We start from the raw sequence: 26,534 nt of genomic DNA, 5'->3' as shown, positions 1-26,534 counted from the left end.
CGGGGCACGTACGGAGGTCAGGGCGCGACCGAGTCGAATCCGGTGAAGCCGCTCGGGTCGTGACGGCCGAACGAGCCGTGCTCGAAGATCCCGTGTCCGACCTGCCCGTCCAGCGTGCAGCGGGCGGCGTGGTCGACGACCCCGTACGCGGCGCGCGGATGCGCGGCCGGATCGGAGAGGTCGTAGGTGCGGCGGTCGGTCCAGCCGCGCCCGCGCCAGGTGCCGTGCTGCCAGTCGTCGGCGGGCGGATAGCCCGCCCCCACGGCGAGCGGCGAGGAGGTGAGTACCTCGACGTCCAGCCGCAGCGGTGACCGGTCCCGCGGCCGGGCGAGGTGGACGACGGCGGAGGTGGGTCGGCGGGTGCCGGAGCGGTAGGTGATGTCGACCTGGGGCCAGCCGAGTTGGAGGTCGCGCGCGCCGTCGCGCACGAGCGTCGCGTCGTTCAGCGACCGATGGCCGTCGGCGTCCTCCTGGACGACGACCATCAGGAACCGGTCCTCGAACCGGACCGGGCACCACACCCAGTGGAAACCCTCCGCCGGATCCTCTTCCGCGAACCTGCCGCCCTCCTCCCCCGGGACCGGCCGCACGCCCCAACTGCGGTCGCGGGTGCCGGTCCACCGGCCCGGGGTCAGGAGGATCTCCTCGCCGCCGCTGCGGATCCAGCCCTCGCAGTGGCCCGCCTGCACGAAGCGCCTCCCTTCCAGGGTGAGCCGGCCGCCACGCCGCTGGAGGTGGTGCGGCTCCCAGAGCGCGGGGAAGTCCGCCGTCCAGGTGACCTCGTACGACAGGCCGTCGGGGTCGTCGGGATCGGCCGCGCAGCTCAGCACGAACCGCTTCAGGGGACGCTCGACGCGGATCCGGAGCGGGCCGACGGCCAGTTCCGTCCGGTCGTCCCCGAGCGCGTCCGACGCCCGCACCGCGTGCAGGAGGTCACCCCGCCGCAGGGTGGCGTACGCGTCGATCACCCCGAGGTTCGGATAGACACCGAGTCCCAGGATCAGCAACGCCCTTCCCTGGTGGTCGAGGACGTGGAAGATGCAGCGGTCGTAGGCGTTCCGGTCGCCGGTCGCGACGTGCTTCATGGACAGGGGCACCTGGTGCACGGGGTACTCGTCGAGGGCGACGGGGCGGTCGTCGGACATGTCAGGCCTCCCTGGGGGCACGGCAGTCGACCTCCGGGCGGAGGAGTGCGGCCCTCGGCAGAGGAATTGACGGTACGTCAGATACGGTGGGAGGGCCAGACGCCGTACCCCGGCCCGCCCGCCCCACCGGCAGCCGACGACCCTCGCGCCGACCGACCGCGCCCCGCGTCCAGACCGGTCCCGAACCCGCCGCACGAGCCGGTCCCGACCCGGCGCGGGGACGGGTCCCGGCCCTGGAACGGGGACGGGTCCCGAACCCGCCGTACGGACCGGTCCCGCCCCCCGTACGAGCCGGTCGCGAACGCACGCCCGATTGCGCGGGCCGGTGACCTGTCCGGCCACCCGCGCGTTGCCCCGGTATGACCCCCACATATTCGGCGACCGGGCGTGGGCGCCAGATCTTCATCCCCGTGTCGGCAGAATCGGTGCGGCAGGTCCCCCCGCCCCCGCCGGTCCCGGATCCCCCCATCTACCGGGCCCTGCTGCGCACATGGGCCGACCGCGGCCGTACGCTGCCGGGGCTGCACGACCCGGAGTGGGTCCGGCTGGCGACGCCTCCGGTCTCCTCGTACCAGCTCAGCGCGGGTCGGGACCCGCGGGATGACGGGCGATGAGCAGCCGCCGGATCCGATGGGTGCCCTCGACGGCCTGCGGCACCAAGGCTTCAGGACACCGGGACAGCAAGGCGCCCAGGGCGGGGCGACCGGCACCGTCGGCGGCACGGCCTACGCCAAGTGCGGCGACGACCGGGGGAGTTACGACACTCCGTCGCCCATCGCCGCGAGGACGACGTACAGAAAGCGGCAGGGTCCGCGCGGCACGTTCTTCTGGGAGTCCGACGGCGACATCCCGAACGGTGAGCCGATCAGCCCGGTCGACGAGCCACCGGGGCAACGCACTTGGGGCGGGGGGCCTCCGACCCCCGCCCTTCGCTCAGGAGTCCCGGCGGGCGGACTGCGGGGCCCGGTAGGAGGGGTCGATCTCCTCGACCGCGCGCATCGCGCCACCCAGCGTCTTCACCAGCAGCTCGCGCATCGTGTCGCGGGGCAGGTTCGGGTGGCCGATCCAGTCGAGGGTCGCGCCCTCGACGCTGTAGAGCCAGGCGAGCAACGCCATACGGGGCAGCGGCGCGATCCTGCGCGTGCCGTAGGCCCCTTCGGCGATGGTCTCGACGATGACCTCGCGCACGCCCTCCCGGATGGCTTGCACCTCGGTGTCGAAGCCGACCCCGCCCGTGATGATCGTGCGGTACGCGGCCTGGTTGTGCTCGGCGTAGCGGAGATAGCCGTCGATGGTGCGGTGGACCCGCTCGGCCGGGGGCAGTTCGAGGCCGCTCGCCGCCCGGGAGACCAGGTCGGCGACGGAGTCCTCGACGATCGCGAGGTAGTAGCCGCGCTTGGACTTGAAGTAGTAGTAGATCAGCCCTTTGGCGACGTGCGCCTGTCGCGCGATGTCGTCCATCGACAGTGCGTCGTAGGACGTGTCCGCGAACAACTTCCGCCCGATCGCGATCAGTTCGGTACGGCGCGCCAGCGAACGATCGGTGCCGCGCGCCCGAGGGCGGTCGACAGCACGCTGTTGACTATGATTCAATTCCGGCCCTAGTCTCCGACTGCCAGCGGGACGTTGGCAGTATGACAGAACGATGCCACCTGCTCATTCGACTCCGATCGACTGGCCGGACCCGCTTTCGGCGGGGTGCCGGAGCGATCAGCTCACAGCAGGCCCAGCTGGGTGACGAGCATCGCCAGAACCACGACAAAGGTCCAGCCCACGACGTGTTCGAGGATCTTGGGGCCGTCGTCCTTGGGGCCGCCGGTGCGGGCGCGGACACGGGAGGCGGTGGCGGAGGTCGCGGTCATGGCTTCTCGCAGACGTAGGGGTGCGGTCGTTTCCCCGCCCCTCACCGGCTCCCCACCGACCAGACCACCTTGCCATCGGAACGGGTTTCACCGGTAGAGACCTTAGTCACCCCTCGCCGCGCCCGGACACTTCGACCACCGTCGAATCGCTCCGGTTTCCGCAACGGTGCGCCACAGGTGTGGGTCTCCTCACAGGACAGTGGTCAGCCAACCGAAAGGTCCTCGATGAGCACGTTCCGGACGCCTCGCCGCAGAGCCCGCCTCGCCCTGGCGGCGGCGATCACGGTGGCAGCCGCCCTGACGGGTCCGGTCTCACAGGCCGCGACCTCCGCAACCGCCGGCTCCTCCCCCTCCGCATCGCCCTCCCCGGGTGCCGCGGGCCTCGGCGACCCGGTCTTCCCGCTCGACGGCAACGGCGGCTACCGGGTCGGCCGCTACCTCCTCGACTTCGACTGGCAGGCACCCGGGACGCCGTTCGAGGCGGCCACGACGGTCAAGGCGACCGCCACCCAGGCCCTGTCCCGCTTCGACCTGGACTTCGCGGGCAACACCCTGCACACGGTGACCGTGAACGGGACGACGGCCGCGGCCGTGCGGGACGGCGACGAGCTGGTGATCACCCCGGCCAAGCCGCTCGCGCAGGGCAAGCCGTTCACGGTCAAGGTCACCTACACCGCCGATCCGACCCAGATCCGCCACCGCGACGACGCCATCGAGGACTACGGCTGGATCCCCACGCCCGACGGCACGGTGCTCTATCCGCAGCCCGACGGCGCCAAGATGATCTTCCCTTCGAACGACCACCCGAGTCAGCGCGCCCCGATCACCTTCCACATCACGACCCCGCCCGGTCTGACCGCCGTGGCCAACGGGAAGCTCACCGGCCGCACCGAACAGGCGGACGGCCGGGTGCGGTGGACGTACGACTCCGGGCAGCCGCTCGCGACCCAGCTCGCGCAGCTCGCGATCGGCCGGTTCACCTTCGTCGACAGCACCGGCCCGCACGGGCTGCCCCTGCGCGATGTGGTCCCGGACGGCCTGGTCGCGGCCACCGAGCAGTACCGCAAGCTCACCGCCGACCACATCGCGTGGCTGGAGGAGCGGCTCGGCCCCTACCCCTTCGACCGGTACGGCCTGCTCGTCGGCGACACCGACCTGGGCGTCGCCCTGGAGACCCAGACGCTCTCCCTGATCCCGAAGGCCGACCTGCTCGGCGACCGGGTGAGCGCCGAACGCAACCTGGTGCACGAGCTCACCCACCAGTGGACCGGCGACAGCGTCGGCATCAGGACCTGGTCCGACCTGTGGCTGAGCGAGGGACACGCCCGCTTCTACGAACGCCTGTACTCGGAGGCGCATGGCGGCGACAGCTTCGAGGCCACGATGAAGACGGCGTACGCCGCCCACGACCAGTGGCGCCACGACTACGGAGCCCCGGCCGAGCCGACCGAACCGAACCTCTTCAAGCGGATGCGGTACGACGGCTCGACCCTGGTCCTGTACGCCCTGAGGGAGAAGGTCGGCCAGACGGTCTTCGGGAAGATCGAGCGGGCCTGGGCCACCCAGTACCGCGGACGGATCGCCGGTACACAGGACTACATCGACCTGGCCTCGAAGGTCGCGGGCCAGGACCTGGACGGATTCCTGCACCCGTGGCTGTACGGCGCGAAGACCCCGCCGATGCCGAACCACCCGGACTGGGTGGTCGACCCGGTACAGGGCTGAACCGAGGGGGCGGCCCGCTTCCGGGGCCGCCCCCTCCTCACCGGACGCCGACCGCCGCGAGCGCCTGACGCTGCCGCGCCGTCGGCTGCGCGGGGAAGTACAGGTAGCAGACGCCACCGGTACCGGACACTACGTTCCCGGAGGCGTTGTACCGCTTGGTCCGTAGCCAGATCGTCTCCCACTCCGACCGCCGGTAGACGCGGCGCACCGCGGCGTCGTCGGGCGAGGCCGGGTCGTTGGCGATCACGTCGCCGTCCGCGGTGAAGCCGATGACCGTCATGAGATGGCCCGAGGTGCCGTAACCGGCCCCGGTCAGCTCCGACTTGAGGAACGACTGGGACGTTATGGCCGGGATGCCGGCCGCGATCAGGGTCTCCAGGTCGGCGAGCGAGCCGAGGCGCGTCACCACGCCCTGAAGGTCCTTGTACGTCGCCGCGTAGGCGGCGTTGAAGGGCCAGTTGCCGCAGCCGTCGTACTGGTAGTCGTAGGTGTACCGGGCCGCGTGGCACACCTGCGGGTCGGCCAGGCCCGGTTCGATCCAGGCCAGTTGTTCCGAGGTCGGCCTGCGCCCCCAGTACTCGATGATCATCTGGGAGGAGGTGGGACTGCACCAGGCCTCGCCACCGTTGTCGTACTCGGGGTACTGGCCGGCGTGGATCTCCTGCGAGTAGCGCGGCACCGTCAGCTCGCGGGCGAGCCCGGGAGTGGAGGCCGGGACGGTGAAGCGGTCGGGGATGTCGGATCCCATCGCGCCGAGCCGCCACACGGTGGGCGTGGCCCCGGAACCCGGCGCGCGGTACAGCGTCAGGCGCAGCCGGTACGAGACGAGCCGCAGGCCCGAGGCCGCGTCGTCGATGGCGAAGGTGTCCGTCCAGATGCTGCTTCTGCCGTCCTTCTGGCCGTCGACGGAGGTCCGCCTGATGTCCTGGTCGCCGGCCGCCCAGCGTCCCATCACGTACCAGGGCGTGGCGGTGCCGTCGGAGTAGGTGCCGGTGAGCTCGACCTGGAGCCAGGTGCCCGCCGGGGTGCGCGCGTTCCAGGAGGCGATGGCCTCGGTGGCGGGGACGGCGAGCCGGTGGACCGGGGAGGTCCAGGTCGCGTACTCCCAGGTGGCCGTCCTGCCGGTGTGCGGATCCGTGTACGCGACGGTGCCGGCCGGGGAGGCGATCACGAGGCCCGGCCGGGTGCCGGACACGGCCCGCGTCCCCTTCGCGGTACCGGAGCGCCAGTCGGCGTACGAGGTCCAGGCGCGGTTGTCCACGGCGCGCGCGGGCGCGTGCCCCCGGCGTGCCTCCTGGGAGCGTGCTTCCGCCGCCGCGGCCGGAGTGGCCGCCGCACCGGTCGCCGCCGCGGCCACCGCCGCGGCCACCGCCGCGGCCAGAATGGTTCTGCGGGACGGCTCTGAAGCTCTGGTCATGGGTGGGTGACCCCCGTTCGTCCGGTAGCGGCAATTCCCAACTATGGACGGGGTGAGGCGACTTCTGCCAGCACTTCGGCCCGTGCCACGCCCACCAATATTGGTCGGGACCACTGGCGTGACCTGCGACGCCGACGGACGACCGGACGCCGGCCACGCCGAACGGCAGGGAAATTCCCCTATAGGCGCGGATTTCCGTCCGCTTTCCCCGGCAACCCCCGCGGGACTTCCCCCCGGGGCTCCACCTGGCCATTCTCCGCCTCCTCCAGGCCTCCTCTCCGACACCTCCAGTCCCCTTCTCCAGCTATCCCCCGAGTTTTCCGGCAACCTCTTCCGTGCGACTTCTCGACGTGTTTTCCCGCCCGCTGATCCGGTCGAAATCGGCCCGCCCTAAAATGATCCGGATATACCCGCACACACCTCACACCTCACCGGACCCGGGATCTCCCATTCACGCATTCGCCTCCCACCTGCGCCGGCTGCCGCCCTCCCGCGGCCCCGTCCGCCTGATCGGCGTCGACGGGCACGCGGGCTCCGGGAAGACCACGTTCACCGGACGGCTGGCCGCGGCACTGGGCGGCGCGCCCGTACTGCACCTCGACGACATCGCGACGCACGAGGAGCTCTTCGACTGGACGGCGCGCTTGCTGGACCAGGTGATCGAGCCGCTGGGCCGGGGAACGGCCGCGCGCTACGCCCCGTACGACTGGACGGCCAGGGCCTTCGGCCCGGTGCGTGAGCTGCCGCCCGCGCCCGTGGTCCTGCTGGAGGGCGTCGGCGCCGGACGCCGCGCACTGCGTCCGCATCTCGCGCGGCTGCTGTGGATGGAGCTGCCTCGCGACGAGGCCTGGGCGCGTGGACGCCGGCGGGACGGCGAGACACAGAGCGCGTTCTGGGCCGAGTGGGTCGCCGCGGAACGGCGGCATTTCGCCGAGGATCCCTCGAGGCCCTTCGCGGATCTTCTGGTGCGGCAGTGTTCCGAGGGATACGAGGTGTTTTCGGGGCCTGCCGGGACTCCTGGACCGGACCAGTTCCTCACGCACGGTGACGGACCATCCGCAATGTGCTGAACTCGTGAAGACCCTTGCCGGAGAACTTCCGCCAGTGCTTCAACTCGGCTTGACCGGGGGGCCGTACAGGACTTACGTTCTGAATGTGCGGCCCTTCGAGGTCGCCCCGCAGACGCGAAGCCCCCGATTGTTCCCCCGTGATCGGGGGCTTCGTTCTGCCCACACCCTTTCTTTTCGGGCGCCGCGCGCCGTGATTCGCTCACCCTGGGTCACCGGATGAAGTGCGCCCCATCTGCTCCCACCTCGTGCAACGGTGCTGTCGGCACCCTTCGGCAGGCCCATGCGGCGCAGGTACCATGCCTCTCGGTGCGACCTTCGGACGGCTTGCTCTGCGCACCGGTGCAACTCCCGTCCGCGGCACAGCGGTTCGACCAAGCTGCCGACGGGCACCGGCCCGCTCGGAGAACCATCGGGGGCACGGTTTGTGGGGGACGTGATGGACTTCGGCACGCAGGGCCCGGAGGCCCCGGCCGACCTCGCCTGGATGCGAGGTGTGGACGCCTACACGATGGGCGCCTATCCGCAGGCGGAGGAGGAGTTCCGCACCGCGGTCCGGATGGACCCCGGCATGGCGGACGGCTGGCTCGGACTGCACGCGCTGCGCGTGGACACGACGACCGCGCTGCTGCGCATGTTCCGGCACCGGGACCGCTTCGGCGAACAGCGCTCCCGGCACCGACGCACCCTGAACTCCTGGTACTGGCTGGGCTGGTGGGTGCAGCCGGTGCTCGAGAGCCCGCGCGATCTGCTGCTCGCGCACGCCTCGCACTGGCTGGACGGCCGCCATGTCCCCGAACTGGACCGGGCGTTGGCCGGTCTGCCCCCGGTGGACGCGGATCCCCAGGTGCGCTTTCTGCACGCCTGCCGGGCCTATCTCGTCAAGGACTGGGAGCAGTTGGTCCGGCACACGGACCCGCTGATCGACGATTCGATGCTGGGCATAGAGGCCGGTCTCTTCGGCGGCATGGCCCGGGTCCGACTGGAGATGTTCGGGCAGGCGGAGCCGCTGCTGTCGTCGGCGCTGATGCGCTGCCGCAGCGAGCAGCCGCAGCGCAAGGAGCTGCGGTACTGGCTGGCCCGCGCGCACGAGGGCACCGGCCGGTCGGCCGCCGCGCTCCCCCTGTACCGGGCCGTGCACCGCGTCGACCCCGCCTTCATGGACACCTCCGCGCGACTCGCCGCGATCTCCGAGGGCGACGGGTACGACGATGCCGCCGCCGACCTGGCGGCGATCACGCTCACCGGGATCGGGCAGGACGTGATGGACGGTCCGGACGGCCTGGATCCGCTGTGGGGAGGCGAGGGCCGCGACCTCCGGCTCCCCGAGGCGGACCCGCTGCCGCCCGGCGCGGTGTCGCCGGAGACCGACGTGGTGCGGGAGAAGGCCGTGGTGCCGGTGCGGCCGCTGCCCGCCGGTCCGACCGACCCGGCACTGCTCGAGGAGGCGCTCGCCGAGCTGGAGCGCATGGTGGGACTGGAGCCCGTGAAGCGCCAGGTCAAGGCGTTGTCGGCGCAGTTGAACATGGCGCGGCTGCGGGCCGGGCAGGGGCTGCCGGTCCAGCCGCCGAAGCGGCACTTCGTCTTCTCCGGTCCCTCGGGCACCGGCAAGACCACCGTGGCCCGCATTCTCGGCCGGGTCTTCTACGCGCTCGGTCTGCTCGGCGGCGATCACCTCGTGGAGGCGCAGCGGGCGGATCTGGTGGGCGAGTATCTGGGCCAGACCGCCGTCAAGGCCAATGAGCTGATCGACTCCGCGATCGGCGGGGTCCTCTTCGTGGACGAGGCGTACTCGCTGTCCAACTCGGGATACGGCAAGGGCGACGCGTACGGCGACGAGGCCCTCCAGGTGCTTCTGAAGCGGGCCGAGGACAACCGCGACCACCTGGTCGTCATCCTCGCCGGCTATCCGGAGGGCATGGACCGTCTGCTCGCCGCCAACCCCGGGCTGTCCTCGCGCTTCACCACCCGTGTCGACTTCCCGTCCTACCGCCCCCTCGAACTCACCTCCATCGGCGAGGTGCTGGCCGCGGAGAACGGTGACATCTGGGACGAGGAGGCGCTGGACGAGCTGCGTTCGATCGCCGGGCACGTCGTCGATCAGGGGTGGATCGACGAGCTCGGCAACGGGCGGTTCCTGCGGACGCTGTACGAGAAGAGCTGCGCGTACCGGGATCTGCGGCTGTCCGGGTATCCGAACACGCCGTCGCGGGACGATCTGTCCACGCTTCGGCTGCCGGATCTGATGCAGGCGTACGGGGAGGTGTTGTCGGGGCGGGGGCCCCAGGACCCGTCGGCCCTGTGACCCGGATGATCGCCCCCGCCGCCCCTACCCGACCCGTCCCTGGGGGCTCCGCCCCCAGACCCCCGCATCGCCCGAAGGGCTCGTCCTCAAACGCCGGACGGGCTGGAGAGGCCGCCCGCACTCACAGGCTGACGGCTGGCACAGGCATTTCAGCCCGTCCGGCGTTTGAGGACGAGGCCGTTCAGGCCAAAGCGGGAGTCCGGAGGCGGCAACCCCACGGACAGCCCCCACAAACGCCGGACGGGCTGGAGAGGCCGCCCGCACTCACAGGCTGACGGCTGGCACAGGCATTTCAGCCCGTCCCGCGTCTGAGGACCAGGCCGTTCAGGCCAAAGCGGGGGTCCGGAGGCGGCAGCCCCACGGACAGCCCCCACAAACGCCGGACGGGCTGGAGAGGCCGCCCGCACTCACAGGCTGACGGCTGGCACAGGCATTTCAGCCCGTCCCGCGTCTGAGGACCAGGCCGTTCAGGCCAAAGCGGGGGTCCGGAGGCGGCAACCCCACGGACAGCCCCCACAAACGCCGGACGGGCTGGAGAGGCCGCCCGCACTCACAGGCTGACGGCTGGCACAGGCATTTCAGCCCGTCCCGCGTCTGAGGACCAGGCCGTTCAGGCCAAAGCGGGGGTCCGGAGGCGGCAACCCCACGGACAGCCCCCACAAACGCCGGACGGGCTGGAGAGGCCGCCCGCACTCACAGGCTGACGGCTGGCACAGGCATTTCAGCCCGTCCGGCGTTTGAGGACGAGGCCGTTCAGGCCGAAGCGGGGGTCTGGGGGCGGCAGCCCCCAGGGACGGTCCCCTCAGGTCGCCAGCGCCTCCTCCGGAGCCTCGCTGAGCGCCGTACGCAGCGTCGCAGCCACCACGGTGACGTCCCGGTGCGCCGGATCCCGTACCTCGCCGACCAGCAGCTCCAGTACGTCCTCCAACGCCACGAGCCCGAGCACCTTCCCCGACGCGTCGGCGACCTGCGCGAGGTGCGTGGCGGCGCGGCGCATCACGGTCAGGGCGTCGTCGAGGGGGAGTTCCGACCGCAGGGTCGTCATGTGCCGCCAGATCTGCTGGGGCACCGCCCGCTCGGACTCCTCCAGGTCGAGGACGTCCTTCACATGCAGGTATCCCATGAAGGCGCCGGTCTCCGCGACCACCGGGAAACGGGAGTACCCGGTGCGCGCGGTGAGGGCGACGACCTGGCCCGGGGTGACCGAGGCGCCCACGGTGACCAGGGACTCGCGGTCCAGGAGGACGTCCGTCACCGGTCGGGAACCCAGCTCCAGCGCGTCCTCGAGGCGCTCCTGCTCCTCCGGCTCCAGCAGGCCGGCCTGGCCGGAGTCCTCGACCAGACGGTTGAGCTGCTCGCTCGTGAAGACCGCCTCGACCTCGTCCTTGGGCTCCACCCGGAACAGTTTCAGGATCAGACGCGCGCACGCGCCGAGGGCCACCGTGACCGGCCGGCACAGGCGGGCGAAGGCGACCAGCCCCGGGCTCAGCCACAGCGCGGTCTTCTCCGGCGCGGCCATCGCCAGGTTCTTCGGGACCATCTCGCCGATGACGAGGTGGAAGAAGACGACGAGGGCGAGCGCGATGACGTATCCGAGGGGATGGATCACGCCGTCCGGCAGCCGGACTGCCTCGAAAAGGGGCTCCAGCAGATGGGCGACGGTCGGCTCGGCGACCGCGCCGAGCGTCAGCGAGCAGACGGTGATGCCGAACTGGGCCGCGGCCATCATCTGCGGCAGCCGCTCCAGCCCGTACAGGACCTGGCGGGCCCGGGCGGACTCCAGCGGCTCGATCTGACTGCGCCGCACGGAGACGAGCGCGAACTCGGCGCCGACGAAGAAGCCGTTGGCGAGCACCAGAAGAACGGCGAAGAGAAGTTGGAGCACGCTCATCGGACGGCCTCCGTGGCGAGGTTCGCGTCCGCGATCCTGACCAGCCGGACCCGCTCGGCGCGATAGTGCCCGACCTGGCGCACCGAAAGCCGCCAGCCGGGAAGCTCCGCCCTGTCACCGGGAGCCGGGATGCGGCCGAGCAGATCGGCGACGAGACCCGCCACCGTCTCGTACGGACCCTCGGGCACATCCAGTCCTATGCGCTGAAGGACGTCGACACGGCAGCTGCCGTCGGCGTCCCAGGCGGGCCGTCCGTCCTCGGGCGGCGCCACGGCGAGTTCCGGCAGGTCCTGTCCGTCGTGCTCGTCGCGGACCTCGCCGACGAGTTCCTCGACGATGTCCTCCAGGGTGACGACGCCCGCCGTACCGCCGTACTCGTCGACGACGACGGCGATGGGCTGCTCGCTGCGCAGCCGTTCCAGGAGCGGCTGCACGGGCAGCGTCTCCGGGACGAGCAGCGGGGGCTGGGCGATCCGGCCGACGGGTGTGCGCAGCCGGTCGTGCGAGGGCACCGCGAGGGCGTCCTTGAGATGGACCATGCCGACCACCTCGTCGATCCGCTCCCGGTAGACGGGGAAGCGGGACAGGCCGGTGGCCCGGGTGAGGTTCACGACGTCCTCCGCCGTGGCCGTCGACTGGAGGGCGCTGACCCTCACCCGCGGCGTCATGACGTGCTGTGCGGTCAGGTCGGCCAGCGAGATGGTCCGTACGAAGAGATCCGCGGTGTCCTGCTCCAGAGCGCCGGCCTGGGCGGAGTGCCGGGCCAGGGAGACCAGCTCGCCGGGGGTGCGGGCGGACGCCAGCTCGTCGGCGGGTTCGACGCCGAGTGCCCGTACGAGCCGGTTGGCGACCGTGTTGAGCGCGGCGATCACCGGCCGGAACAGGCTGGAGAAGACGTGCTGCGGGCCCGCGACGAAGCGGGCGACCTGCAGCGGCTTGGACACCGCCCAGTTCTTCGGGACGAGTTCGCCGACGACCATCTGCACGGCCGCGGCGAGCAGCATGCCGACCACGACGGCCACGCCGGACACGGCGCCCTCGGGCAGGCCGAGCGCGGTGAACGGGCCGTGCAGCAGTTCGGCGAGCGCCGGTTCGGCGAGCATGCCGACGACGAGCGAGGTGATGGTGATGCCGAGCTGGGTGCCGGAGAGCTGGAAGGACAGCTCCTTGAGCGAATTGACGACGGTACGGGCCCGTCGGTCGCCTTCGGCCGCGGCCTTCTCGGCGTCCGGCCGCTCGACCGTGACGAGGCCGAACTCCGCCGCCACGAAGAAACCGTTGGCGAGGATCAGCAGGAACGCCGCCGCGAGAAGCAGCAGGGGGATGGTCATGCCGCCGCCTCGATGGGTCGGGAGGGGGCGGCGCAGGTACTACAGGACGATCCGTCCATCGCTGGAGGGAGTCACTCCTCGGGTAGCAGGGGGCCTCTGAATACCGGGTGGTATGTCAGTGGCGGAGGCGCAACGAAAACGCCTCCGCCAACAGGTTAATCAAGACATGGGCCCGCCGGGCAGGGTGGAAGGCCGAGAGTCAGCCGTGATGTTGCTCCGGGTCGCCGATGGAGCGGGCCTCGGCGAGCGCCCGCAGGGTGCGGGCGTCGTCGATCGCGCGCTGTCTGGCGATGCCCGGCTGGATGCCGAGCGCCGGAAGACTGGTGCCGTCACTGAGGTTGAGGAACACCCACGGGTCGCCGGGGCGCAGGTTGACCTGGAGGATCTCCGCCCAGTCCAGGTGCCGGCTGCTGGCGATGTTGACGACTGTGACTCCGCTCTCATCGGCGACGACCTTGGGCCGGGACAGGAGCAGGAGCACCCCGAGAAGCAGCGCGGCGGTGAAGACGAAGCTGACGCGCTCCCCCGGGCTGAGCTGCTCCAGGAGCATCGCGACCGTCGTGATGACCACGAAGATCGCGACACCCGCGGTGAGCAGGACCGCCCGGGTCCGGGACGGCCGGAACGTGACGGGGAGTTCGGGAAGGTGGGACATGGATCGGGCGGTCCTCAGAGGCGGCAGGCGTGGATGGCCGTGGTCAGGATGGCCCGCGCGCCGAGCGCGTACAGGTCGTCCATGATCCGCTGCGCTTCCTTGGCGGGCACCATCGCGCGGACGGCCACCCAGCCCTCGTTGTGCAGCGGCGAGATGGTCGGCGACTCCAGGCCGGGGGTGAGCCCGACGGCCTGCTCCAGGTGCTCGGCGCGGCAGTCGTAGTCCATCATCACGTACGTGCGGGCGACCAGGACGCCCTGAAGGCGGCGCAGGAACTGCTGGACCTTGGGCTCGGCGTCCTCGGAGGTGTCGGCTTCGACGCGGCGGATGACGACGGCCTCGGACTTCATGATCGGCTCGCCGAAGACCTCCAGGCCCGCGTTGCGCAGCGAGGTGCCGGTCTCGACGACGTCCGCGATGACCTCGGCGACACCGAGTTCGATCGCGGTCTCGACGGCGCCGTCGAGGTGGACGACGGAGGCGTCGATGCCGTTGTCGCCGAGGTGGCCGGCGACGATGCCCTCGTAGGAGGTGGCGACCGTCAGGCCGGCGAGGTCCTCGACGCTCTTGGCGGTGCCGGGCTTGCCGGCGAAACGGAAGGTGGAGCGGGCGAAGCCGAGCGGGAGGATCTCCTCTGCCTTGGCTCCAGAGTCGACGAGCAGGTCGCGGCCGGTGATGCCGATGTCGAGGCGGCCCGAGGAGACGTAGATCGCGATGTCGCGGGGGCGGAGGTAGAAGAACTCGACCTCGTTGCCCGGATCGACGATCCTGAGCTCCTTGGACTCCCGGCGCTGCCGGTAGCCGGCCTCATGCAGCATCTCCGCCGCAGGTCCTGACAGGGAACCCTTGTTGGGGACGGCGATGCGCAGCATGAGGTCGGCTTCCTTTGTTAGTGCGTACGTCGGTGGGTTCGTACGCCGGTGGATTCGTACGCCGGTGGGGTGCGGGGCGTGGCTCAGAGGTGGGCGTACACGTCGTCGAGGGAGATTCCGCGCGCCACCATCATCACCTGGACGTGGTAGAGGAGCTGGGAGATCTCCTCGGCGGCGGCGTCCTTGCCCTCGTACTCGGCGGCCATCCAGACCTCTGCGGCCTCTTCGACGACCTTCTTGCCGATGGCATGGACGCCCTTGCCCACGAGCTCGGCGGTGCGTGAGGTGGCGGGGTCGCCGTTGGCGGCCTTGTGCTGGAGCTCGGTGAAGAGCTCCTCGAACGTCTTCTTGGACATGGTGCTGCCCACCCTACGCGCCCGAGCCGGTGTCTCAGCGCCAGGGTTCGGATACTGAACGCAGTGTGGCCGCGGTGGCCACGGCGGCCGTCACCGCCTCGTGCCCCTTGTCCTCACGGGAGCCTTCGATGCCGGCCCGGTCCAGGGCCTGCTCCTCGGTGTCACAGGTCAGTACACCGAAGCCGATGGGGACGCCGGTGTCGATGGAGACCTGGGTGAGGCCCTGGGTGACGCCCTGGCACACATACTCGAAGTGGGGTGTGCCGCCCCGGATGACGACGCCGAGCGCGACGATGGCGTCGTAGCCGCGGCCCGCGAGGACCTTGGCGACGACCGGGAGCTCGAAGCTGCCCGGGACCCTCAGCAGGGTCGGCTCGTCGATCCCCAGCTCGTGCAGGGCGCGCAGCGCGCCGTCCACGAGGCCGTCCATCACCTTTTCGTGCCACTGTGCCGCGATGACCGCGACGCGCAGGTCGCCGCAGTTGCGTACGGACAGTTCGGGTGCACCCTTGCCGCTCACGTCTCTCCTCAGTGCGTCTGTGCTGTGTTGCCGGTTGTGCCGTTGTTACTGGATTCCGTTGTTACCGATCCCGCGGGTGTTGCCTCCCGCGGGTGTCACTGGTTGCCGCAGGCGGCCGCAGTGGGCGTCTCCAGCCAGGGCAGGTCGTGCCCCATCCGGTCCCGCTTGGTGCGCAGGTAGCGGAGGTTGTGTTCGCCCGCCTGGACGGGCATCGGCTCCCGCCGGGTGACCCGCAGGCCGTGCCGGACGAGCGCGTCGGTCTTGTCGGGGTTGTTGGTCATCAGCCGCAGGCTGTGGACGCCGAGGTCCTCCAGGATCTGCGCGCTCGCGCCGTAGTCGCGGGCGTCGGCGGGCAGCCCGAGTTCGAGGTTGGCGTCGAGGGTGTCCCGGCCGCGTTCCTGGAGCTCGTAGGCGCGCAGCTTGGACAGCAGTCCGATGCCCCGCCCCTCGTGTCCGCGCAGATAGACGACGATGCCGCGGCCCTCGGCCTGGATGCGTTGCAGGGAGGCCTCCAGCTGGGGGCCGCAGTCGCAGCGCAGCGAGTGGAACACGTCGCCGGTCAGGCACTCGGAGTGGACGCGGACGAGGACGTCCTCGCCGTCGCCGATCTCGCCGTGGACCAGGGCGACGTGCTCGACCCCGTCCACGGTGGAGCGGTAGCCGTACGCCGTGAACTCGCCGAAGAGGGTGGGCAGCTGTGTCCTGGCCACGCGGCGGACCGTGGGTCCGGACGCGGGCGCCGCCTGGTCGAGCGGGGCCGGGACCTGGAGAGAGCGCCGGTAGGCGATCAGGTCCTCGATGGAGATGATGGTCAGGCCGTGCTTGCGGGCGAACGGGATCAGTTCGGGAAGGCGCAGCATGCGGCCGTCCTCCCCCGCGATCTCCACGATGGCGCCCGCGGGGCGCAGGCCGGCGAGCCGGGCCAGGTCGACGGCCGCCTCGGTGTGTCCGTTGCGGACGAGGACGCCGCCGGGCCTGGCGCGCAGCGGGAAGATGTGGCCCGGCCGCACGAAGTCGCCCGCCCCGGCCTGGCCCCCGGCCAGCAGCCGCAGTGTGGTGGCGCGGTCGGCGGCCGAGATGCCGGTGGTCACGCCGTGGGCGCCGGAGGCGTCCACCGAGACCGTGAACGCCGTCCTCATCGACTCGGTGTTGTTCTCGACCATCTGGGGGAGCTGGAGGCGGTCGAGTTCGTCGCCTTCCATGGGTGCGCAGATCAGTCCGCGGCACTCGCTCATCATGAACGCGATGATCTCGGGGGTCGCCTTCTCGGCGGCGATGACGAGGTCTCCCTCGTTCTCCCGGTCCTCGTCGTCGACGACCACGATCGGCCGGCCCGCCGCGATGTCGGCGATGGCCTTCTCGACCGGGTCGAGCGCGAAGTCCGAGGCATCTTGGTCGTGCCCGGTGCTGTACCAGACGGGGGCGGCGGTCATGCCGGGACTCCTTCCAGGACGGGCTGCCCGGCCTTGCGGGAGCGCAGCCACCAGTCGCGCATGCCCCACAGGACGAGCGCGCCGTAGAGGACGTAGACGAAACCGGAGAAGGCGAAGCCGTTGGCGAAGTTGAGCGGGACGCCCACGACGTCCACCAGCAGCCAGGCGAACCAGAACTCGACCATGCCGCGCGCCTGGGCGTACATGGCGATGACCGTGCCGACGAAGATGTAGGCGTCCGGCCAGGGGTCCCAGGACAGCGACGGGTACGCGTGGAACAGGGCGCTGACCGCGAGGGTGCCGACGGCCGCGGCGCCCACCAGGCAGGCTCGCTCGCGCCAGGTGGCGAACCGTACGGCGATGGAACCGTCCTGGCCCTGGCCCCGGCCGCGGTTCCACTGCCACCAGCCCCACAGGGCGACGACGATGACCACGAGCTGCTTTCCGGCGCTGCCGGAGAGATGGGCCGAGGCGAAGGCCGTGAGCAGGATGACGCCGGACAGGAGCTGTACGGGCCAGCTCCAGATGGAGCGCCGCCAGCCGAGCGCGAGGCCGATCAGACCGATCACGTTGCCGATCATGTCCGACCACTTGATGTGCTGTCCGAAGAGTGTGAACGCCTCGGAGTTGAGCCAGTTCACGGCCGGCTCCCGGAGGTGTCCGGCAGCGCGACCGGCTGCTCGCCGCGGGCGCCGAGCAGCCGCTCGACGTACTTGGCGATGACGTCCACCTCGAGGTTGACCGGGTCGCCGGGCTGCTTGCGGCCGAGCGTGGTCAGATCGAGGGTGGTGGGGATGAGGCTGACGGTGAAGTGGTCCGGGCCCGCGTCGACCACCGTCAGGCTGATGCCGTCGACGGTGATGGAGCCCTTCTCGACCACGTAGCGGGTGAGGTCCGCGGGGAGCGAGATCTTGACGATCTCCCAGTGCTCGGACGGCTTGCGCTCGACGACCGTGCCGGTTCCGTCGACGTGGCCCTGGACGATGTGTCCGCCGAGGCGGTCGCCCACGGCCATGGGGCGTTCGAGGTTGACGCGGGAGCCGACGGTGAGGGCACCGAGGCTGGAGCGGTTCAGGGTCTCCGCCATGACGTCGGCGGTGAATTCGTCGCCCTCGTGGTCGACGACCGTGAGACAGACTCCGTTCACGGCGATGGAGTCGCCGTGCCGTGCGCCCTGCGTGACGACGGGTCCGCGCAGACGGAAGCGGGAGGCCTCGTCGAGATTCTCGACGGCGGTGACCTCACCCAGCTCTTCGACGATTCCGGTGAACACTTCCCGGGTCCTCCTGCCTCATGGGGCACGGACTCCGGGGCCTGTCGATGACGACAGAACGAAACGGACTACGACACCGGGAACGATGCCGAAAGGGGACCTGTCCCGCAGGACACGTCACGACAACCGGCAGCGCGCACGAATGCCCGCCCGCCGCGCACTGCCTCCCATCCGGACTTTAACCGTCGGTCCAGGAATTTCACCTGGTCAACCGGCCGCTGGAAGCGACCGGGTCGCGGACTGTAACCGCCGGTTCGGACTTTCACCGACCCCGGAGTGCGCTGCTTCTGGTACAGCATCAGTGTGCCATGCCCTGTCCATGCCCATGCGGGTGAAGTTCTGTGGGGTGCCTCACAGGCCGCCCGAATGGACTTCTACGGCGACACAACGGCGACACAAGGGCGGTCAACTCCCTTGGGGGCTTGCATGTTTGACGACGATACGGATATTGGTCCATACCTATTGACGCTCTGGTCTAGTCCTCTTAGGGTCGGCGATCAAGGTCCCCGGAAGCCCAGGGCCGTCACGGTTCCCGGAAGCCGAGGGCGATCAAGGTTTGCGGAAGCCGAGGTGGCCTACTCGCCCCCTGAGCGACCCGGCGGCGGTGACGGAGGCCCTTGCCCCGCCGCCGGGTCTCCCCATCAGGGAGAAGAAGTACGCCGGGCACCTCCGGGAACTCCGCTCCCGGGACCCGGGCTTCGCGCCTCCGGCCGCGAGGCGGTGGGCGCCGGGGCGGAACGCCCGGGGACGGCGGCGACTTCGCGGTGGATCACCGCGGATGCGGCGTGAAGAGGTCGTCCTGGGCCGACTCCCGGGCGGTCAGCAGAGCGCCTCGCAGCACCGCGCCGCCGCCCAGCGCCCCGGCCCGCACCTCGGCGGGCAGCGGGGACATCCGGGCCAGCCGCTCGCCGACCCTGGCGGCCAGCACCTCCCCGCCCGCCTGTCCCACCTCACCGCCGAGCACCACACAACCGGGGTCGAGGACGGCCACGACGGACGCGGCGCCGACGGCGAGGCGGTCGGCGAGGGCGGAGAGGAAGCGGTCCGCCAAGTCGTACAGGAAGCGGTCGGTACCGGAGGAGGACACGGCGGCCACCGCCGCGCGCACCAGTGCCGCCGCCCGTGGTTCACCGGACGACTCCGCCGCCTCCAGCCCGTACCCGGCGGCGAGTTCGGCGATCGCGGCGGCCCCCGCCAGCGAGTGGAATCCGCCCACGCAGTCCGTCGCCGACGGCAGCGTGGTGGTGCCCGGAACCGGCAGGAACCCGATCTCGCCGGTGCCGCCGGAGGCCCCGCGGCGGAGCCTGCCGTCGAGGACGACGGCCGCGCCCGTGCCGTGGCCGAGCCAGAGGAGGACGAAGGTGTCCCGGTCCCGGGCCGCGCCGTCGCGCTGTTCCGCGAGAGCGGCGAGGTTCGTCTCGTTCTCGACGATGACCCGGGCGGGCAGCCGTTCCTGGAGGGCCGCGACCAGACGGCGGTGCCATTCGGGCAGGCCGGAGGAGTCCCGGAGTTCGCCGGTGGCCGGGTCGATGAGACCGGGCGCGCCGATGCCGACGGTGTGCAGCCGCTCGGCCCCGGCCTCCTTCGCGGCCCGCTCCACCAGGGCGACCGCCTGCTCCACGGCGGGCCCCGTGCCGGCGTCGCCCGCGATGGGCACCGACGCCCGCCCGAGCTCCGCGCCGAGCAGGTCGGCGACGACGACCGTGACGCCCTCGGTGCGGACGTCGAGGGCGGCCAGCTGCGCCCGGTCCGCGACGATCCCGTACAGCCGGGCGTTCGGGCCCCGCCGCTGCTCCCCCGACTCCCCCACCACCGAGATCAGCCCGGCTGCGGTCAGGCGTTCGACGAGGTCGGCGACGGTGGGCCGGGACAGTCCCGTGAGCTGCTTCAGCTGTCCGGCCGTCAGCGGGCCCTCCTGCTGGAGCAGTCGCAGGGCGAGCCGGTCGTTGATGGCCCGGGCCGTGCTCGGAGATGCGGGCATGCCGGGATCTTCCCAGATCACGCAGTCCTCCCAGATCGGTGGGGCCCGCCGGTCGCGGGGCGTGGGGCCGCCTGCCCGACGGCCGCTATATCGCCTATCTATCAGGCAGGGTCCCTGATAGTTTACGGCGGCAGCATGGGGAGCGGAGCCGGGAGGGTGGGAATGACAGGAACGACGGGAACACCGGGTGACGTCGTCCGGGACGCGGTCGAAGTGAAGCGGGCCCGGTACGCCGTGGCGGCCGTGTTCGCGGTGCACGGCGCGGTGACGGGCTCGTTCGCCACCCGCGTGCCCTGGATCCAGGACCACGCGTCCGTCAGCACCGGCCAGCTCGGGCTCGCCCTGGCGTTCCCGGCCATCGGCGCCTCCCTCGCGATGCCGCTGGCGGGCCGGATCAGCCACCGCTTCGGCGCGCGCACCGCGCTGCGCGGGCTGATCTCCCTGTGGACGCTGGCACTGGTCCTGCCGTCCGTCGCGCCGAACCTCTACACCCTGTGCCTGGCCCTCTTCGTCTACGGCGCGACGGCGGGCATGGCCGACGTGGCGATGAACGCGCTCGGCGTCGAGATCGAGAACCGTCTCGGCAGGTCGATCATGTCGGGGCTGCACGGCATGTGGAGCGCGGGCGCACTGGTCGGATCGGCGGGCGGCACCCTCGCCGCGCATCTCGGTTCGGACGCGCGTCTGCACCACGTCCTGGCGGCCGGGGTCCTGACGGTCCTGGGCCTCACCGCGTGCCGATGGGTCCTGGACCTGCGGCCGACCGAGGACGAGGTCCCCCCGCCGCGCTTCGCGCTGCCGCCGAAGTCCGCGCTGCTCATCGGCGCGATCGGCTTCTGCGCGGTGTTCGCCGAGGGCGCGAGCCTGGACTGGTCGGCGGTCTACCTCAAGGACGAACTCGGCACCTCGGCCGGGCTCGCGGCGGCGTCGACGACCGGCTTCATGCTGACCATGGCGCTGGCCCGGCTCGTCGGCGACGCCGTGGTGAACCGGTTCGGCGCGGTGCGCACCGTGCGGGCGGGCGGGGCGCTTGCCGTGTTCGGCGGACTGCTCGTCGTCGTGGCGGGCAATCCCGCGGTGGCGATGGGCGGCTTCGCCCTGCTGGGCCTCGGCATCGCGGTGGTCGTCCCGCTCTGCTTCGCCGCGGCGGGTCACGCCGGCCCCAACCCCAGCCAGGCCATCGCGGGCGTCGCCACCATCACGTACACCTCGGGTCTGGTCGCGCCGAGCGCGATCGGCTCACTGGCCCAGGCGACCAGCCTGGTGGTGTCGTTCGGACTGGTCACGATCCTGGCGAGCGGACTCGCCGTGTTCGCGGGCGTGCTGCGCGCGGGCGAGCGCGACCGTCCGAAGGTCAGTCGGCCGAGCGCAGCAGTTCCCGACCCACGGCCCTGAAGCGGTCGCTCCACGACGTCGGACGCAGCGTGCCGGCGTCGAGCCGGACCAGGACCCGCGTCCCGCGCGCGTAGGTGACCGCGCCGTCGGCGGAGCAGAACCGGAAGCCGTACGTCAGTCCGGTGTTGCCCAGCCGCTCCAGCCACAGGTGGACGGCGTACGCGCCGGGCCGGTTCACCGGGGCGTCGTAGCTGATCCGGAGCTCCCTGACCGCGTTGCAGGAGTCGCCCGCGGCCTCCCAGTCGCCCTCGAAGCCGAAGCCGTTCTCGTTCCAGAGCGCGGTCCAGGCGCGCTCGACGAGCACGGGATAGCGGGCGTTGTGGAGCAGCCCCAGCGCGTCGAGGTCGTCGAAGTGGACGGTGACGGGGAGCAGTCTCCCGTACGGGAGGGCGGGGGCGACGGGGGCTTCGGCGGTCACGGGCGGGGCTCCTGAGGGTGCCGGGAGGGGCGGTGGGGGCACCCCATCCTAAGCGGCCGCTCAGGAGCCCCTGATCTGGGTGTTCGTACGCCGTCGGGTCAGCCCGCGATCGAGTCGAGCTGCTCCGCGGCCGGCCGCAGCGCCCAGAGGTCGCCGCCGGGTGGCGCCTCCAGCTCCGGTACGGCCGCTCGTGCCGCCCGGTCCCCCGCGTCGGCGGCCGCGTGCACGACGTCGCTCGCCGCGAAGCGGTGGAACTCCAGTTCCGGGTACGGCCACGGGGCGGCTCCCGTGGCGGCGGGCAGCAGTTGGTCGACCGCCTTGAACAGGCTCTGGCCGTCCGGCCCCCGGTACGCCCACAGGTCCACTCCGACGTGCCGGCCGATGGCCGCGAGGCGGGTGTAGGCGACGAGGTCGAAGGTCGAGTAGTGCCAGCTGCGGGTGCGGGTCAGTTCCTGGGGCTGGGTGCCGTCGGCGGCGATCTGCGGGTCGATGCGCCTGGACCGCGCGTCGAGCACGGTCCGCCGGGCCAGGTCCCTGTCGCCGGTCGCGTACGCCAGGGCGGCGAGCTGCATGTCGTAGAAGGTGCCGTGGTTGTTCGCGGCGGCGCCCTCCTCGACGCCGAAGGTGCTGTCCACCAGCCAGTCGCGGAGGTCCGTGTTCCAGGAGCGCATCGCGGTGCGGTCGGTCCTCGACCAGCCGGGGGCGCCGGTGTCGAGGATCGCGACGGCGTCCAGGACGCTGGTGTAGGACTGCGAGAAGTCGATGATGCCGATGGCCCGGCCGTCGTACTTGCAGGGGATGAACTGCCCGTGGGCCAGGTCGGGGTTCATCCGGGTGGCCGGGTCGAGGAACCAGGTGCGCAGGACGGTGGCGGCCTTCTGCGCGTACTGCTTTCTGCCGGTGTAGTACCAGGCGAGTGCGAGGTCGTACGTGGAGTCGAAGACCTTCTCGACGTCCTGGCGGTCGGTGCCCGTGTCGACCTCGGGGTTGCGCTGCCCGTCGCGCTGGACGTAGGGGCAGCCCCACGGGTTGTCGGCGGTCGCGGGCTGCGAGGGCCACCAGTACGGGGCCTGGCTGAGGTAGTCGTGGACGTCGCCTCCGGGGGCGGGCTTGGGCTTGTCGACGACCGTCCAGGGACCCTGGTCCAGCCAGGCGTCGGCGCGGGCCGTGAGGTTCGCGACGGCGTGCCGGAGCCCGGCGTCGCCGTGGTCCAGGCGGATCTTCGTCCGTTGCAGCCGGGCGCCGTCGAGGACGGCGGTGGCGGGGGCCTTCGGTGTCGAACGGCCCTCGTGGGCCGAGGCGGTCGGGACGACGGCGGCCGCGAGGGCGACCACAGCCGCCAGGACCACGCCCGCACGGGGTCTTCTACCCATCGAGCACTCCGATCATACATGTGAACGCAGTTCATGAGTGGGACCGTGCGAGCGTAGAACCGCCAGTTGACCCTGACAATGGTCCGGACCGATTCACGTACAGAGAAAGCGAAGCCGCACCATGGATCTCGGCGTGCGCTGGAAACTGCACGGCGACGGACGCAACCCCGCGCCCGGAGCCGTCGTCCGCCCCGATGAACGCCTCTCCTGGCCGCGCACGATCGGGCTCGGCGCCCAGCACGTGGTGGCGATGTTCGGGGCGTCCTTCGTGGCGCCCGTCCTGATGGGGCTCGACCCGAACCTCGCGATCATGATGTCCGGCGTGGCGACGGTCATCTTCCTGCTCGCCACCCGCGGCCGGGTGCCCAGCTATCTCGGCTGTTCGCTCTCCTTCGTGGGCGTCGCCGCGGTCATCCGCGCACAGGGCGGCACCAGCGCGACGGTGACGGGCGCGGTGTTCGTCGTGGGCGTCGTCCTGTTCCTGGTGGGGCTCGCCGTGCAGCGGTTCGGGGCACGGATCATCCACGCCGCGATGCCGCCGGTCGTCACCGGCGCGGTCGTCATGCTGATCGGTTTCAACCTGGCTCCGGTGACCGCGTCCACGTACTGGCCGCAGGACCAGTGGACGGCGCTGCTCGTGATGCTGTTCACCGGGCTGGCCGTGGTCTGCCTGCGCGGTTTCTGGTCCCGGATCGCCATCTTCCTCGGCCTGCTGTTCGGATACGTGATCTCCTGGGCCTTCGACCGGATCTTCGGGAAGATCCATTCGGTCGACGCGGGCGGCAAGGTCACCGACCACTGGCGGCTGGACCTCTCCGGTGTCGGCAGGGCGGACTGGATCGGCCTGCCGCACTTCCACGGCCCCTCGTTCCAGTGGTCGGCGATCCTCGTCGCGCTGCCGGTCGTGATCGCGCTGGTCGCCGAGAACGCGGGCCACGTCAAGGCGGTGGGCGAGATGACCGGCGACCCGTTGGACGACAGGCTGGGCTCCGCGATCTCCGCGGACGGCGCCGCCTCGATGCTCTCCACGGCGGTCGGCGGCCCGCCCAACACCACGTACTCCGAGAACATCGGCGTGATGGCCGCGACGCGCGTCTACTCGACCGCCGCCTACTGGGCCGCCGCCGGATTCGCCCTGCTGTTCGGCGTCTGCCCCAAGTTCGGCGCGGTCGTCGCGGCGATCCCGGGCGGCGTCCTCGGCGGCATCACCGTCATCCTGTACGGCATGATCGGTCTGCTCGGCGCCCAGATCTGGCTGCACGGCCGGGTCGACCTGCGCAATCCGCTGAACCTGGTGCCGGCCGCGGCGGGCATCATCATCGGCGTCGGCGGCGTCTCGCTGAAGTTCTCGGACACCTTCTCGCTCAGCGGCATCGCGCTCGGCACGCTCGTCGTGATCACCGGGTACCACGCGCTGCGGGCGATGGCGCCGGCCCACCTCAAGACCCAGGAGCCGCTGCTCGACTCGGGCACGTCGGCCTACGACGAGGACGGCGTCGCCGAGGGCCCGGATCGGCGCGCCGGCTCGTAGGCCGCGACGGCGGTCGAGCCGGCCGTCACCGCACCGCGCCGGGCCGCGCGTGCGCGCTCCGCTCCGCGTGCGGCCCGGCGCGGGGTACGTATCCCGGACACCGACCGCTCCCCCGCTCGCGACACTCCCGGCAGGGACGTTTTCCCCCGTTCTGGGGACCCGCCCGGCCAGGCGGCACGCCCACCGGGCCACGGCTGGGACCCTTCCCCCATGGCGCAGTTGGAACATTTCACTACTCCCGTGCACACGGTCGTCTCCCGGATGCGGGCCCTGGAGGCGACCCTGCCGGAGCGGGACGGGGTCGCGGTCTTCAACCGTGTCTACCTCACCGTCACCGAGGAGATCGACCGGCGCCTGGACGCCGGGCAGTTCCCGGATCCCGGGGCCGCGGCCACCCTGGACGTACGTTTCGCCGAGCGGTATCTGACGGTGGCCGAGGAGGGGTGCCCGCCCGCCTGCTGGCGTCCGCTGCTGCAGTTCCGGCGCCATCCCGGAGTACTCCCCCTGCAGTTCGCGCTCGCGGGCGTCAACGCGCACGTCGGACACGATCTGCCGCTGGCCGTCGTGGACAGCTGCCGAGCGCTCGGTTGCGAACCGGCCGACCTGGAGGACGAGTTCGAGCGCGTGGGCGACCTCCTCGTATCGATGGAGGAGCGCGTCCGCGAGGACCTGATGCCGGGACCCGACCTCCTGGAGGTCGCCGACCCGCTCACCCATCTGCTGGGCGCGTGGAGCCTGGAGCGGGCGCGCGACGCCGGCTGGTCGGCGGCGCGGGCGCTGTGGGCGCTGCGCGGACTCCCCGGCCTCGCCAGGGAGTTCGGCGACCGTCTCGACGCGACGGTGGGCCTGACCGGACGGATGATACTGACCCCATTGGGGGATCGAACCGGCCACTGCGGACGGTAACCCGGTGAACCTCCCCGTGATCGCTGTACGTTGACCGAACGGCTCACCGACGTGCAAAGGGGCGACTGGTATGGCGATCCGGCTCGGACTCGGCCTTCCGCAGATGAAGCAGTACGACCTCGGGCGCGATGTGCCGGCGGTGGCCCGCGCCGCGGAGCAGGCCGGCTACGAGAGCCTGTGGGTGTTCGAGCGGGTGCTCTTCCCCGAACCGGCCACCCAGGGGCTGTACGGAATTCCGGGGCTGGCCTGGCCCGACTCCTACCGCTCGGTCGCCGAGCCGCTGGTGACCCTGACCCTGGCCGCCGCGTCGACCGGGCGGGCCCGGCTCGGCACCAGCGTGCTGGTGGCGCCGCTGCACGTCCCCTTCCAGCTGGCACGCTCGCTCGCCACGCTGGACGCGGCCAGCGGTGGCCGGGTGGTGGCGGGCCTCGGTACCGGGTGGTCCCACGACGAGTACGCGGCGGCCGCCGTGGCGCCCTTCGAGAAGCGCGGCAAGGTCCTGGACGAGCTCCTGGACGTCTGCGCGGCGGTCTGGGGACCGGACCCGGTGTCGTACGAGGGTGAGCTCACCACCATCGCCCCGTCCGAGGTCGGGCCGAAGCCCGCGCGTCCGATCCCGGTGTACCTGCCGGCGAACAGCCCGAAGGCGTCGCGGCGGCTGGTCGACCGCGCGGACGGCTGGATGCCGACCGCCCAGGGCGTCGGCCAGCTCACCGAGGAGTGGACCCGGCTCCAGGAACTGGCCGCCGAGCGCGGCAGGTCACGGCCGATCGAGGTCTGCGTCCGCGTCAACGCGCGGTACACGGCCAAGCCGTACGAGGGCGCCGAACGTCCCCTGTTCACGGGCAGCGCGGCACAGATCGCCGAGGACCTGGCCGCACACCAGGTGGACGGGGTCGGGGAGTTCCTGCTCGATCTCCAGGCACCGCTCCGCGACGCCACGGAGCTTGAGGACGTCGCGGCGGAGGTGTACGGGCTCGCCCGCGCGGCCGGCGTCTGAGCACCCCGACCGCCGGCACGGGTCCGCGGCCGGGTTCGAGCACCCCGACCGCCGGCACGGCTCCGCGGCCGGGTCCGA

At 71.5% G+C, this 26,534-nt stretch carries 24 protein-coding genes and 1 riboswitch; of the genes, 8 read left to right on the top strand and 16 right to left on the bottom strand.

Translation table 11 applies throughout. From position 1 onward, the window contains the following. Positions 1–17: 17 nt before the first annotated feature. Complete coding sequence (locus OG199_RS33955; protein WP_356801691.1) at positions 18–1,145, bottom strand: hypothetical protein; 1,128 nt, start codon at positions 1,143–1,145, stop codon at positions 18–20. Positions 1,146–1,555: 410 nt separating this feature from the next. On the opposite strand from OG199_RS33955, the gene OG199_RS33950 reads away from it, so the two are divergent. Continuing rightward, positions 1,556–1,759: a hypothetical protein gene (locus tag OG199_RS33950; RefSeq protein ID WP_405832662.1), complete on the top strand. Its 204-nt coding sequence runs from the start codon at positions 1,556–1,558 to the stop codon at positions 1,757–1,759. A gap of 319 nt (positions 1,760–2,078) precedes the next feature. On the opposite strand, the gene OG199_RS33945 is transcribed toward OG199_RS33950, so the two are convergent. After that, positions 2,079–2,738 carry a TetR/AcrR family transcriptional regulator gene (locus tag OG199_RS33945; RefSeq protein ID WP_356801690.1) on the bottom strand — a complete coding sequence of 220 codons (660 nt, stop codon included), beginning with the start codon at positions 2,736–2,738 and terminating at the stop codon, positions 2,079–2,081. Between the two features lie 122 nt (positions 2,739–2,860). Continuing rightward, positions 2,861–3,007, bottom strand: a complete 147-nt coding sequence (locus tag OG199_RS33940) for an SCO1431 family membrane protein (protein WP_356801689.1) — start codon at positions 3,005–3,007, stop codon at positions 2,861–2,863. Between the two features lie 225 nt (positions 3,008–3,232). Between OG199_RS33940 and OG199_RS33935 the strand changes: the two genes are divergently transcribed. Beyond that, complete coding sequence (locus tag OG199_RS33935) at positions 3,233–4,732, top strand: M1 family metallopeptidase (protein WP_401802592.1); 1,500 nt, start codon at positions 3,233–3,235, stop codon at positions 4,730–4,732. Positions 4,733–4,769: 37 nt separating this feature from the next. Here the strand turns inward: OG199_RS33935 and OG199_RS33930 are convergent, their stop codons facing one another. Then, positions 4,770–6,149 carry a peptidase C39 family protein gene (locus tag OG199_RS33930; protein WP_405832660.1) on the bottom strand — a complete coding sequence of 460 codons (1,380 nt, stop codon included), beginning with the start codon at positions 6,147–6,149 and terminating at the stop codon, positions 4,770–4,772. A 395-nt stretch (positions 6,150–6,544) separates the two neighbouring features. On the opposite strand from OG199_RS33930, the gene OG199_RS33925 reads away from it, so the two are divergent. Continuing rightward, positions 6,545–7,219 carry a uridine kinase gene (locus OG199_RS33925; RefSeq protein ID WP_405832658.1) on the top strand — a complete coding sequence of 225 codons (675 nt, stop codon included), beginning with the start codon at positions 6,545–6,547 and terminating at the stop codon, positions 7,217–7,219. A gap of 436 nt (positions 7,220–7,655) precedes the next feature. Further along, on the top strand, positions 7,656–9,521 hold the full coding sequence (locus OG199_RS33920) for an AAA family ATPase (RefSeq protein ID WP_266697641.1): 1,866 nt from the start codon (positions 7,656–7,658) through the stop codon (positions 9,519–9,521). Positions 9,522–10,323: 802 nt separating this feature from the next. Here OG199_RS33920 and OG199_RS33915 read toward each other — a convergent pair. The 10 genes from OG199_RS33915 to OG199_RS33870 form a co-directional block, all read right to left on the bottom strand. Further along, on the bottom strand, positions 10,324–11,412 hold the full coding sequence (locus OG199_RS33915) for a hemolysin family protein (RefSeq protein WP_356804543.1): 1,089 nt from the start codon (positions 11,410–11,412) through the stop codon (positions 10,324–10,326). After that, positions 11,409–12,743, bottom strand: coding sequence for a hemolysin family protein (locus OG199_RS33910; RefSeq protein ID WP_405832656.1), 1,335 nt, complete (start codon positions 12,741–12,743; stop codon positions 11,409–11,411). Before OG199_RS33910 ends, OG199_RS33915 begins: the two co-directional genes overlap by 4 nt. Before the next feature lie 199 nt (positions 12,744–12,942). After that, positions 12,943–13,398 carry a PH domain-containing protein gene (locus OG199_RS33905; RefSeq protein WP_351721080.1) on the bottom strand — a complete coding sequence of 152 codons (456 nt, stop codon included), beginning with the start codon at positions 13,396–13,398 and terminating at the stop codon, positions 12,943–12,945. 14 nt (positions 13,399–13,412) lie between these two features. Further along, on the bottom strand, positions 13,413–14,270 hold the full coding sequence (gene hisG, locus OG199_RS33900) for an ATP phosphoribosyltransferase (RefSeq protein ID WP_356804547.1): 858 nt from the start codon (positions 14,268–14,270) through the stop codon (positions 13,413–13,415). Positions 14,271–14,353: 83 nt separating this feature from the next. Then, entirely contained in the window at positions 14,354–14,626 is a 273-nt protein-coding gene (locus OG199_RS33895; protein ID WP_028803646.1) for a phosphoribosyl-ATP diphosphatase, read from the bottom strand. 34 nt (positions 14,627–14,660) lie between these two features. Next, positions 14,661–15,146 carry a 6,7-dimethyl-8-ribityllumazine synthase gene (gene ribH / locus OG199_RS33890; RefSeq protein ID WP_266697647.1) on the bottom strand — a complete coding sequence of 162 codons (486 nt, stop codon included), beginning with the start codon at positions 15,144–15,146 and terminating at the stop codon, positions 14,661–14,663. Positions 15,147–15,241: 95 nt separating this feature from the next. Beyond that, on the bottom strand, positions 15,242–16,579 hold the full coding sequence (locus tag OG199_RS33885; RefSeq protein ID WP_405832654.1) for a bifunctional 3,4-dihydroxy-2-butanone-4-phosphate synthase/GTP cyclohydrolase II: 1,338 nt from the start codon (positions 16,577–16,579) through the stop codon (positions 15,242–15,244). After that, a complete protein-coding gene (pnuC, locus tag OG199_RS33880; RefSeq protein ID WP_356804550.1) occupies positions 16,576–17,220 on the bottom strand; it encodes a nicotinamide riboside transporter PnuC in 645 nt (214 codons plus the stop codon). Before pnuC ends, OG199_RS33885 begins: the two co-directional genes overlap by 4 nt. Further along, positions 17,217–17,852 (bottom strand): riboflavin synthase, encoded by a 636-nt coding sequence (locus OG199_RS33875; protein WP_356804552.1) that lies wholly within the window; start codon positions 17,850–17,852, stop codon positions 17,217–17,219. Before OG199_RS33875 ends, pnuC begins: the two co-directional genes overlap by 4 nt. A 153-nt stretch (positions 17,853–18,005) precedes the next feature. Beyond that, positions 18,006–18,136: riboswitch (FMN riboswitch) on the bottom strand. 485 nt (positions 18,137–18,621) lie between these two features. Beyond that, the gene (locus tag OG199_RS33870) at positions 18,622–19,833 is read right to left on the bottom strand and encodes an ROK family transcriptional regulator (protein WP_405832651.1); all 1,212 of its coding nucleotides are present in this window, start codon (positions 19,831–19,833) and stop codon (positions 18,622–18,624) included. A 162-nt stretch (positions 19,834–19,995) separates the two neighbouring features. Here OG199_RS33870 and OG199_RS33865 point away from each other — a divergent pair, with 162 nt between their 5' ends. Continuing rightward, a complete protein-coding gene (locus OG199_RS33865) occupies positions 19,996–21,228 on the top strand; it encodes an MFS transporter (protein WP_356804555.1) in 1,233 nt (410 codons plus the stop codon). Here the strand turns inward: OG199_RS33865 and OG199_RS33860 are convergent. Further along, positions 21,188–21,646 (bottom strand): thioesterase family protein, encoded by a 459-nt coding sequence (locus OG199_RS33860; protein ID WP_356804557.1) that lies wholly within the window; start codon positions 21,644–21,646, stop codon positions 21,188–21,190. The genes OG199_RS33865 and OG199_RS33860 overlap by 41 nt on opposite strands. Positions 21,647–21,744: 98 nt before the next feature. Next, positions 21,745–23,019: an alginate lyase family protein gene (locus tag OG199_RS33855; RefSeq protein WP_401802606.1), complete on the bottom strand. Its 1,275-nt coding sequence runs from the start codon at positions 23,017–23,019 to the stop codon at positions 21,745–21,747. A gap of 121 nt (positions 23,020–23,140) precedes the next feature. On the opposite strand from OG199_RS33855, the gene OG199_RS33850 reads away from it, so the two are divergent. The 3 genes from OG199_RS33850 (at position 23,141) to OG199_RS33840 (ending at position 26,456) form a co-directional block, all read left to right on the top strand. Beyond that, positions 23,141–24,550 (top strand): solute carrier family 23 protein, encoded by a 1,410-nt coding sequence (locus tag OG199_RS33850; RefSeq protein ID WP_356804561.1) that lies wholly within the window; start codon positions 23,141–23,143, stop codon positions 24,548–24,550. 210 nt (positions 24,551–24,760) lie between these two features. Next, positions 24,761–25,456, top strand: coding sequence for a DUF5995 family protein (locus tag OG199_RS33845; protein ID WP_405832648.1), 696 nt, complete (start codon positions 24,761–24,763; stop codon positions 25,454–25,456). A gap of 70 nt (positions 25,457–25,526) precedes the next feature. After that, complete coding sequence (locus OG199_RS33840) at positions 25,527–26,456, top strand: LLM class F420-dependent oxidoreductase (RefSeq protein WP_401802615.1); 930 nt, start codon at positions 25,527–25,529, stop codon at positions 26,454–26,456. Positions 26,457–26,534: the final 78 nt, after the last annotated feature.

The organism is Streptomyces sp. NBC_01176, from assembly GCF_045039825.1.
Lineage (GTDB): Bacteria > Actinomycetota > Actinomycetes > Streptomycetales > Streptomycetaceae > Streptomyces.
Note: the sequence above shows the minus strand (reverse complement) of the source record. Positions and strands in the feature narration are given on the sequence as shown.